The organism is Mycobacterium kyorinense, from assembly GCF_002101735.1.
GTDB classification, from domain to species: domain Bacteria; phylum Actinomycetota; class Actinomycetes; order Mycobacteriales; family Mycobacteriaceae; genus Mycobacterium; species Mycobacterium kyorinense.
The window spans coordinates 17,877-27,962 of record NZ_LQPE01000035.1; the positions used below are offsets into that span (position 1 = coordinate 17,877).

The window sequence follows — 10,086 nt, forward strand, 5'->3', positions numbered from 1 at the left end:
TGTTGAACGAAAGTGGTGGAACCAACGTGGTGAGACACCACAGCTAACGCCTCGAGCCGCTAGCCGCGGTTTGGCCATCCTCACCATGGTTGTTGGCTGGTGTCGTGGTGGTGTGCCATCCACTCGTGGATCTCGGCGCGGGTGAGCGTCCATCCGGCTTCGGGCAGGTTAGCGGACGATGTCGAATTTGAATCGCTGATACGAGGAGGGCAGGACGGTAAAGCCTCGCTCGCAGTATTGGCACTCCATGGGCTCTGAATAGCGGGCCTGTCCGTCAGACTCGCCGGGGTTGAGGTGCTCCAAGTCTGCGTGGCGAGACGGTATTTCGCGGTCGGTCGTGATGTCGTAGACAACTTCGCCGGTACCCTCGCATACTGTGCATCGCGCGTCGTCGCCCAGCGCGTGGATAAGCAACGACCGGGCCAAATCAGCTGGACCGGAGCCGCAGTAACCCCACGTCATTCCGGTTGGCGAATGTTTAACCGCGTGTGGAAGTGGGCCGATGACCTCGCCGTCGATTTCGATCACCACCAGTCGTCCGCCGGCGGGACAATACGGCCCGTATCCGCGGTAACTGATTTCGCCATGGTTGGGCAGTGGACTTGGTGTGGAACCGATGTGTCGCGGCAACATAAATTAGGCTCTGATCTTTGTCCCGGACAGCAGGTCTTCGGCGCTGTCGATGATTTTGGCGACGGTGTCGCGGTGTAGCCCGAGTCGGCGGGCGATGGTGTTATGCGGGGTGTGCATCTCCCAAAGTCGCAGCACCTCAGTGGTTTCGGCGGCGGTCTTGGTGGTGACGCCGTCACGGACGAGTGTTTCGGCGACATCGGTCCAGTCTGTGCCTGATGTTGTCAACCCGTCGATCATGGCTAGCGCGGCCCGATCCACATGCCGTTCTGCGCTGTGCAGCCGCGGAACCTCGCCGTTGCGACGTGCCATACGGGGTGCTTGCATTCCTGTTGCTGCAGAGGCGTATTCGCTTGTCGTCTTGGCCATGTCGAGCCGGGTGGTGGCGTTATCGGTTTGGGTTTTGACCCGCGACAAGATTGCAGCCCCGTGAGCTGTCGCCAACAAGCTCACGGGCGCGACGGTGGCTATCGCCGCCGCCAACCAGGGCGACAGCGCCGCATCCTTGGGCAGGAACCCGTGTAACCCATTGCAGCTGATGCTGACCAGCGCGGCCGCGCCTAACACCTGCCAGAAGAACCGCCGACTCTTGCGCTGTTTGACCCCCGATGGGCCGAGCACTACCACCGCTGCTGTGGCGAGCACGATGGTGAGGTCGACGATCAGCGGCCATAGTGGCGCTAGCGTGTGCGGGTATCCTGAACGCTCAGCTAAATCGGATAGCGACGCGAAACTCAAGACGAAACTGGCGATCCCGACGATCGCCGTGATGATTACCGCAACCACGCGCGCTGATTGCAGCATCCTGCCAGAAAGCAGATCATCGCCGCAGTTACTCGCCGCGCTGACTTGTGTTGACGCGCCGGGTTTCTCGGCGCCGTGGTCGGACTCGGAGGGTGCGGAGCCGTCGCGCGTAATGCCGGCGGACTGGTCTTCGATAATCGTCACTGTCCGCGCACTCCACTCTGATCGATTAACCGGACGAGATGCTGATCAATCGTCGTGGTGGGGCCTACGCGGTTCTCGTTCCAGAGCCCATGCGGTGCGCGGTTTTTCGCCATAAACAATACCGTGATCGGCGGCGGCGTGGTTTGCAAGACCACTTGAGGCGGCCCCAACGATGGTTACCGGCGACGGTTGCCGCGGTATTTGGCTCGTGCCCGCTCTACGGCGGCTTCGCTGATGCCGCGCTGGCGGGGGTCGATCCCCAATGTTTCGAGCACACCGTGAAGTTCATCATCGCCGATGAGCCCGGCGCGGTGGTCATCGATCGCGACCACGAGCGTTTCCAGCAGCTCCCGTATCACCGGCGGGTGGCGAGCATACTTGGCCCCCGCCCACGCCATGGCCTGGTCGGCTTCGTTGCCGAGTCGGTTGATCGCATCATCAGCAGCGCGAATGAACCGTCGCGCCCGGGCCTGCTCGTCGGGGTCAAGCCTGTTGCCGGTGAGCGCGTCGTGGGCGATTTGCTGGTCGGCGCGTAGCCGGCGGGTGACCCGTGCGCGCCAGCGCCCGTCGAAGGCCAGTGTGCGCCACAACGCCCGCCAGGATGCCTGATAGGGCTCGCCTTTGTGCTGCGGGGTGAGGTGGGTGCGCAGGATGTCCCAGCCGTGGTTGGTGGCCAGGATGTCGGTGATCCATTCGGGCGTGATTCGCCGGGGCAGTTCGTCGTCGACGGTGTCCCAGGGCGCGGGCGCGTCGGCGGGCAGCGTGGTGTCGTCAGGCATTGATGCTGACCAGTCGACGGACAACGAGGTCGATGAGCTGTTCGGCGCTGACTTGACCGTCGCTGTCGGTGAGCACCAGGTCAGCCAGGCGTTGCAGCTGCTGGCGGGCTTGGTGGCCGGCCTCGAGCTCGGCGCTGTTTTCGACCGGGTGCTTGCTGATGGCCTCAAACTGTCCGCGGCCGCGGTCGCGGTAGCGGGCGGTGAAAAACCACTGCCGGGTTAGTTCGGCGCGAAACACCCTGCCCGGTTTGAGTTCAGCCACCGCCGTCTCCTGTGGTTCGGGACCGGATGTGGTCGTCGTAGGCGTTGATGGTCGCTGCAGGGATCCGTCCGCGGGCCGGCAGTGGTATGCCGTTGGCGGCTGCCCAGCGCCGGATCAGGTGCAGGTCGTGGCGGCGGCGGGGGGCGCCGTTGCGTCGTCCTGTCGCCGGGCCCGGCTTGCCGTTGCTGTTGGTGGGGCGGGCTGCAGCGATGTAGGGGGCCAGGAGCTCGCGGAGGGGCCGGTCGTCGACGAGGTCGATTTCGTAGTCGGCGCCGTCGAGGTTGAATCGTGTTGTGGTGGCCCCGGATTGACCGTTGATGTCGTCGACGAGTTCAACTACGACTCTTTTCGCCATCGCGGATCATCCTTGTCGTCGGGGCGGGTTGTGGTCGGGCCGGGGGGCGGTGGCGGATGCGCGGCCGGCGGCGGGTTATCGCCGCTCCCGCGCACAAGATGTTGCTCGGGCGGGGGTGCAATGTTGTTGGCGCCGCGGGCAAAGGGGACGCGTGCTTTGCGGCCGGGCTCTGCGGGTATTCGGTGGCGGCCGGATTCGCCGTTGCCGGCCGGGCTCGACGGCGCGGTAGTGGGCCGCTGGGGCGCCGCGGGTTGTGCGGTCTGCTCGGGTCGCTGTTGTGGCTTTGCCGGCGCGCCGGCTGGCGTGGCGGGAGCCGAGGACCGTGGGGCGGCGGGTGCCGGCGGTGACGGCGGCTGCGGCGTGGCCGGCGCGTGGGGGGCCGGTTGGGCGGCGAGCCTCCGCGGCGCGGCGGGGGCGGCGGGCGGCGGGCTGATGGTGACCCCGAGCAGCCGCCGCTCTTCGTGGGTGGGGACGGCCCGCACCCGCGCTGACAGGCCGGAGCGGGTCTTGAGGGTGAACGTGTACTGGTCGTCGGCGTCGACGAGCTCGACGTCGGCGCCGCGGCTGGCGTCGTTGGTCAGCACCGTCACCTCGGGCACCGCCAGCGGGCATTGGCCTTCGATGACCAAAATCGCGTCCTCGGGGACGTCTTCGGGCACCGCCTCGACGAGTTTTCCGGTGGCCGCGCTGGCCACGATCGGCGACCACCGCTGTGCGTCGTCGGCGACCACGATCAGCGGGCGGCCTGTGGAGGTGGCGCGTAACGCCAGTTGCCGCAGCAGCAGCGATGTTTGGCACAGCACGGTTATGGCCCCGGCCAGCGGCAGGTGGGCGGTCGCTTTTTCGCGTGGGCCGACGACGAACCCGATCATCGGCCCGGTCGGGCCGAACGCGATCGCCGGATCGTGGTCGGCCAACGGCGCCCACGGGATCGGGGCCAGGGGCGGGACGTAACCGACCCGGAATTGGCGCCACATCGCCTGCTGCACACCGTAGAGCGGCCCTAGCCGCGACACCGGGGGCGTCGACGGCCGGGTGGTGGTGCGGTAGCGCACCAGGGCCGCGATCTGGGTTCCGGCGCTGGTGCGGGTCAGCCGGACCAGGGTGGTGGTGTCGCGGGACGCCGGCCAGGTCCACCACTGTGCGGCGTCGTCGCTGATGTGCTCGGGGTCGGCGTAGTAGATGCCGGTGAAACTGGCGGGACCTTCCAGGTATGACCAGTGGTCGGCGACGGGGGCGTCGGCGTGCAACACGGCGTTGGCGGCGACGATGTGGGCGGCGGTGGCCGGGCGGGCGTCGATACCGGTGGCGGCCAGCGCGTCGGCGACGCGCAGACAGGCCGCCGCGGCGGTGCGCCGGGGCGCATCGGCGTCGGATCCGCGGCGGGCGATGGCCGCGAGGTTGTCGACAAGGGCGATTCGCAGCACGATCCAGGTGCGCCGATGGGTGGCCGCGGGTACGGGTCCGATCATTTGCTGGTAGAGATCGGCGAAGCCGCCGGCGGCGCGGTGCCCGGGGCTGATCACGTCGATGGAGGACAGTTTCACGTCGGTCAGCGTGAGCATTGCCGCGAGCCGGTTGATGTGCAGCGTGTTGATGGTGCGCTCTTCGTTTTCCACGACCACGGTGGGTGCGATCGGGTCGGGCTCGAGTTCAACCATGGTGATCAGGGTTTCGTTTTCGCTGACCACTCCGATACCGCCGGCGACGCCGTCGAGTGCAACGTCGCAGACGGCGTCGGCCGCCGGCAGCGGTGCCGGGTCGCGGCGGTGTCGCCGCCAGGCCAACCAGCGCAGCACCCACCGGGTGAGGGTGACGTGATAGATCGTGGTGAACACGATGGCGATCACAAGCAGCGGCACCGCCGCCACCAGCACGGGGTGCAGGCGGCCCCAGCTGGCCGCAATCCAGCTGGCGCAGAGCACGGCGGCCACCGCGATCCGCCAGGCGCTGATGTGCACGCCCAGCATCGGGGGCTTGGTGAAGCCAGCCCGGGCGCCGGCGCTGCGGGGCGCGGTCATGAGTGGGGCTTTCTGCGCAGCGCCGCCACCGCGCCGACGATGACGACCGCGGCGGCGGCGACGCCGCCGAGCACCCAGCTGGCCACCCGTCGGGGCGCAAGGTCGGGGGCCGGCGGTGGCGGGGCTGGCACGATGACTTTGTTGACCGGCAGCTTGGGCGCGGGATCGGCCACGTTCCAGGTCAGCGCGGCCAGCGGATCGACCACACCCCACCCCACGGCGGGATCGGTGGGGGCGGGTCCTGCGTGCGCGGTGGATTTGATGCGGTTGATGACCTGGTAGGCGTTGAGCTCGGGATATTTCTGGCGCACCAGGGCGGCGACACCGGACACGTAGGCGGCCGCGAACGATGTGCCATAGATCGGCACCAGCGGCCCATCCTTGCCGGGCAATCCGTTGACCAGGTGCCCGTCGGGGTAGTTGCCGACACTGGTGATCGTCTCACCGGGTGCTGCCACCCCGAGCCAGGGTCCGTGCAGGCTGAACGTGGAGGGCACGCCGTCGTTGGTCACCGAGCCCACCGACAGCACGTCGTCGGCCCACCAGGCCGGGGAGGCGACGGTGACCACGTTGCTCCAGCTGCCCGGGTCGTTCGCCGGCGGCGGCGGGTTTTGCGGGTTGCATTCGTTGCCGGTGTTGCCGGCCGCGGCCACTACCACGACGTTGCGCTCGGCGACCGCCCAGTGGATTGCCGCGCCCAGCGCGGCGTCGTCGACGGGGCGGACAGCTTTCATGCACGACACCATCGAAATGTTGACAACCTGGGCGCCCAGGTTGGCGGCGTGAACAACGGCCCGCGCCATCGCCCGCAGGTCGATCGCGGTGCGGCTGGCGTTGGGGTCTCCGTTGGCCGGTGGCGGGGTTTGCAGGTCGAAGTATTCCGAGGACTGCCGGATGCTGATCAGGGCGGCGTCGGGGGCCACTCCGACGAATCCATCGGTGCGGCTAGGGGCCGCGGCGATGATCCCGGCGACCAGTGTGCCGTGCCCGTCGCAGTCATGCAGCCCTTGGTCGCTTTCAATGATGTAGTCCCCGCCCGGGCGCAGGTTCGCCAGCCGCGGATTGGGGGTGACACCGGTGTCGATGAGCGCGACGGTCACACCGGCTCCGGTGGCTAGCGGCCGCGCTGCCTCGAGGTCGAGTAGCCGCCACGCGGGCGGCGGGTCGGCGAAGTTGCTTGCCTCGAGCACACCGGGGGTCTGGCAGATGGTGCTGGGCCGCATCGGCTGTTCGGGGCCGACCGTGTCGGGCGGCACCGCGGCGGTGTTGATCGGCGGCGGCGTGATGGCCCACGCACCTGGTGTCGCCGCAATGGCGGCGACGAGTGCGCAGACCGCGGCCAACGCCGCCGCGGCGTGTAAAGCTCGCCACCTGATCATCGGAATGTCACGTCCCGGATCGCGGCGAACGCCCCGGTCACCCACACACACAGCGGGATCACGACCGCCAGGGCCGCCAACTCCAGCCGCTGAACCCAGTCGCTCAGTGTTTCGGGCAGCGATCGCGCCGCCCCTACCACCGCGCCCAGGACCAGCACCGCCGTCAATGCGGCGACGACGAGGACCACAATCAACGGGCCCTGCCCGGTCGGCCAGGCAATCAGCAGCTTGGTCGCTGCGGCGATGGTGATCACCGCGGCCCCCGTAAACATCGCATAGGCCTGGATGCGGTCCGACAGCGTGCGGCCGCGCAGAACGAGGATGATCACCGTGCAGGCCACGATGCCTATCTGCAGCCAGCGGTAGTAGGAGTGTGGGTCGAGCACGCACACCGCGGCACCGGTCACCACGATCACGGCGGCCACCATCAGCCCCGAAGTCAGCTGGACCGCGCGGCGCGCCCGGATCCGCAGCGACTGCATCTCGGTGTCGCTGATGTCGCCGCTGACCTGTACTTCTTGGCCGGGGGCCGGCAGCCGGGGCAGCGATATCCGGGCCAGGGTCAGCGCCGCACGCGGCACCGCCGATAAGCCCACTAAACCCAGGGCAAGGGTGCCCGCCGCAATCGAGGACGGCGCCAGGCTGGTGTACTGCAGCACCGCGCACAGCAGCGCTGCCGCGGCCGCCGTGGCCGTGACGGTGCTGTAGGCGGCCGGATGTCCACCGGTGATCCACAGCGCGCACACCGCGGCCGCGCCCACAGCCACCGCGGCGACCAGCAGGTGTGCCAGGCCCGGCAGTCCGGTACGCGCCGAGACGGGCACCACCTGCGCCAGGCAGCCCATCGCCGCAATCCATATCACCGACCAGGCGGCGGCCGCGTCGCCGGCGCGATACCGGGTGGCCGCCGACCACATGCCGATCAGGGCCACCAGCGCCCCGATGACCCCGCCGACGGTCGCCGGCCACGAATACCCGTTGACCGCCCATAGTCGCCACTGGGCTGCGCATAACGCCAGCCCTCCGGCGACCAATGCGGCCAGACCGGCGCGGCGCGCTGCGGCGGTGTCGAAGGGGGTGGCGGACTCGGCGGCGGCGGCCGCCACCGCGTCGACGACGTCCTCGATCACCGGCCGGTAGCGTTCGGTGGAGGCCACCACCCGCAGCTCGAGGACCGCCCCGTCGGCCACGCGCGCGTCGGCCAGCGAACTGCTCGGCTGCAGGGGCCGGTCGAGCCGGGCCAGCGTCCACTGGCCGCTGCGGCGGGCCTCGATGTCGACTTGGTCGCTGAATGTGTCGACGACGTCGTCGATGTAGTCGCTGATTGGCGCCCGGGTGGGTAGCGCCAGATCGACTTGGGTGTCCTGGTACCAAATCGCCACGCGCGACAGCGCGATCGCGCTACTAGTGGTGGCCATCGACACCTCCTCGGCGGGCACTGGTTTGGGTAGCCGGGCGAGGTGGACCCGGGCTGGGGCGGTGGGTGCTCACCGGCCGTCTACTCGCCCACGGTCTTGGGGAACATGTCGGCCAGCATTGCGGCGATCTCGAGGTAGCGGCGTTGGCTTTTCTTGCTCAGCAATTCCAGGATGATCTCTTTGCCCTCGTGGATGTGCGGATCGAACGGCAGCACGACGATGCGCTCGGAGCGGATTTGGCGCGACCATTGCTCGACGGCCTTGGGCACCTCGACGTTGGGTTTGCCGCGTTCGGTGTGATTGATCACCAGCACCGTGGAGTCCAGCAGCTGCTGATATCCGCTTTGGCGCAGCCACTCCAGGGTCATGTCGGTTTCTTTCATCGCGTCGATGGAGGCGCTGGTCACCACGACTAGGGCGCGGGATTCCCGCAAAACCGCGTCCATCATCGTGTTTTTGAGCCCGGTGCCGCAGTCCATCACGACCAGCGAGTAATGCTCCTTGAAGATCGACATTGCTCGTTCGAAGTCGTCGCGGTCGACGGGACGGTCGGTGCGCGCGTAGTCGGGCCCGTCGAGGACTTCCAGATCGCAGTCGTTCATCGAGGTGTGGGCGCGTACGTCAAGGTAGCGGGTCACCGACGGGTCGGAAACCAGATCGATGATGCCCAGTGAGCTTTGGCGGCCGTGCCGGTCGACGAGGTTGCCGTAGTCGGTGTCGAGGTCGACCGCGAGCACACGGTCGCCGCGGACGTGGGCGAAGGTGGATCCGAGGGCTTCGGCGACCACGGTTTTGCCGACTCCGCCTTTGAGGTTGAGCACGGCTATCGGGAAGGTGACGCGAACTATTCGCCGGACTCGTTCCTGCAGACTTAATTCGTATGTTTCGTCTTTGCCGGGGCCGAGATTGATCTTGGTCAGCGCGAATAGCGCGGCGCGCCATCCGTGTTTGGCGGGGACCTTTTTGCGTTTGATGTCGAGGTGATCGAGCGCTACGGTGCCGGCCGGTTGGCGGGGTTGACGCACGGCGGGCACGGGGCGGCGATCGGGCTGGGCCGGCCAGGGCTGCGAGGGCGCCTGCCGCTGGAAGTTGTCGGCCGCTGGGCGCGAATCTTCGGTCTGGTGTCGCTGCTCGTGGGGCGGGTAATACTGCTCGTTGACCCGTTGATTCGCCTCGTTAGGTGGGTAGTGCGCCGGCGCGGGGCGCGGATCAGTGGCCGGCGGGGAGCCAGCGTCCCGGGCGGGCCACCCGGGTGGCGCCTCTGGTGGGCGCTGCTGCGGCGGGGGCGGGGCTTGGGAAAAAACGCCGCGATATGGGTCTTGATCGTTGTTCATGGTCGGACCGTAACACAGTTAAACGTATGAAAGACACAGGAGTTGGGCCGCAGACAAATATAGCGGCCGGGATTGTTTATACCCGTGCCGCTATATTTGTCTGGTCGGTTTTATCTGGGCGCATGGCGAACCAATTCACCGTGGCGGCACCCAAGCCAGGACGGTAGTGGCTGGCGTGGGTGGGTCGCCGACGGTGATCGGTGTCGGCCGGCCAGCTCAGAGGAAGCTGGCCTGGTTGACGGCCTCCTGATGTTCCTGGCCGAAGGTGGCGTTCTCGACGGCATTGAGGTAGTCGGTCACGGCCAACTGGAACTCTTGGGCCCGGTGGTTCAGCCGGCCCTGTTCGATCGACCACTGCGTGGATGCGTCACCGCTCCACACCGCCACGCCCTTGCCCAGCGCGCCTTGAGCCTGCTCATTGCCCGCCTGAATGGTGGCGGCGTGCCCGCGCAGGGTAGCGATCTGGGCGTGGATCATCGGGAAGTTCCAGACCTGCTCCCCGCCGATGTTTGCACTCATTTTCGATTCCTTACCTTGTGCTCGTGTGTGGGCAGTCGATAACGGTTAGAACGCCTGGCCGGCGCTGGCGCCGACACCGCTGGCGCCGGATTCATCGGTGTTGACGTAGCCGCCGGAGGCCACCCCGACACGCTCGGCGATGTTGCTGAACTCGTTCATCAAGGCGAGTCCGGCGTCGTTGAGGTGCATGGCCTTGGCCTGGGTGGCAGCCCCGGTCGAACCCTGGAGGTGGGCCTGCATCGCCTGGACCTCGTCGAGGAAGGCGTTGATGGTGGTTTTCTGCGCCGTGGCGATGTCGCCGATCTCGGTGGCGACGGCCTGCTGGGCAGCGGTATCGGTGTGCAGTGGTGAAAGCACCGGTCAGTCCTTAAGTTCGTAGGTGCAGTTACTTCGTGTTGTTACGTTGTGCTGTGACCCCGGGTGGGGCGGGTGAGGCTGCAT

Annotated in this window: 11 protein-coding genes; all 11 read right to left on the minus strand. The window is 67.6% G+C overall.

What is annotated here, in order from left to right:
* Positions 1-168: 168 nt before the first annotated feature.
* A complete protein-coding gene (locus AWC14_RS06555) occupies positions 169-531 on the minus strand; it encodes a DUF6166 domain-containing protein (protein WP_045385694.1) in 363 nt (120 codons plus the stop codon).
* A gap of 105 nt (positions 532-636) precedes the next feature.
* Positions 637-1,578, minus strand: a complete 942-nt coding sequence (locus tag AWC14_RS06560) for a DUF2637 domain-containing protein (protein ID WP_053094078.1) — start codon at positions 1,576-1,578, stop codon at positions 637-639.
* Positions 1,579-1,754: 176 nt separating this feature from the next.
* On the minus strand, positions 1,755-2,357 hold the full coding sequence (locus tag AWC14_RS06565) for a hypothetical protein (protein ID WP_045385692.1): 603 nt from the start codon (positions 2,355-2,357) through the stop codon (positions 1,755-1,757).
* Positions 2,350-2,619 carry a hypothetical protein gene (locus tag AWC14_RS06570; protein ID WP_045385690.1) on the minus strand — a complete coding sequence of 90 codons (270 nt, stop codon included), beginning with the start codon at positions 2,617-2,619 and terminating at the stop codon, positions 2,350-2,352. Before AWC14_RS06570 ends, AWC14_RS06565 begins: the two co-directional genes overlap by 8 nt.
* Positions 2,612-2,974, minus strand: a complete 363-nt coding sequence (locus tag AWC14_RS06575) for a histone-like nucleoid-structuring protein Lsr2 (protein WP_045385688.1) — start codon at positions 2,972-2,974, stop codon at positions 2,612-2,614. Before AWC14_RS06575 ends, AWC14_RS06570 begins: the two co-directional genes overlap by 8 nt.
* Positions 2,956-4,995, minus strand: coding sequence for a type VII secretion protein EccE (eccE, locus tag AWC14_RS06580; protein WP_142281581.1), 2,040 nt, complete (start codon positions 4,993-4,995; stop codon positions 2,956-2,958). Before eccE ends, AWC14_RS06575 begins: the two co-directional genes overlap by 19 nt.
* Complete coding sequence (gene mycP / locus AWC14_RS06585; protein ID WP_045375034.1) at positions 4,992-6,374, minus strand: type VII secretion-associated serine protease mycosin; 1,383 nt, start codon at positions 6,372-6,374, stop codon at positions 4,992-4,994. The genes eccE and mycP overlap by 4 nt, the downstream gene beginning before the upstream one ends.
* Positions 6,371-7,792, minus strand: coding sequence for a type VII secretion integral membrane protein EccD (eccD, locus tag AWC14_RS06590; RefSeq protein WP_045375069.1), 1,422 nt, complete (start codon positions 7,790-7,792; stop codon positions 6,371-6,373). Before eccD ends, mycP begins: the two co-directional genes overlap by 4 nt.
* Positions 7,793-7,872: 80 nt before the next feature.
* Complete coding sequence (locus AWC14_RS06595) at positions 7,873-9,126, minus strand: MinD/ParA family ATP-binding protein (RefSeq protein ID WP_053094050.1); 1,254 nt, start codon at positions 9,124-9,126, stop codon at positions 7,873-7,875.
* A 216-nt stretch (positions 9,127-9,342) separates the two neighbouring features.
* The gene (locus tag AWC14_RS06600) at positions 9,343-9,645 is read right to left on the minus strand and encodes a hypothetical protein (RefSeq protein WP_045375031.1); all 303 of its coding nucleotides are present in this window, start codon (positions 9,643-9,645) and stop codon (positions 9,343-9,345) included.
* A gap of 45 nt (positions 9,646-9,690) precedes the next feature.
* Positions 9,691-10,002 carry a hypothetical protein gene (locus AWC14_RS06605; protein WP_048893284.1) on the minus strand — a complete coding sequence of 104 codons (312 nt, stop codon included), beginning with the start codon at positions 10,000-10,002 and terminating at the stop codon, positions 9,691-9,693.
* Positions 10,003-10,086: the final 84 nt, after the last annotated feature.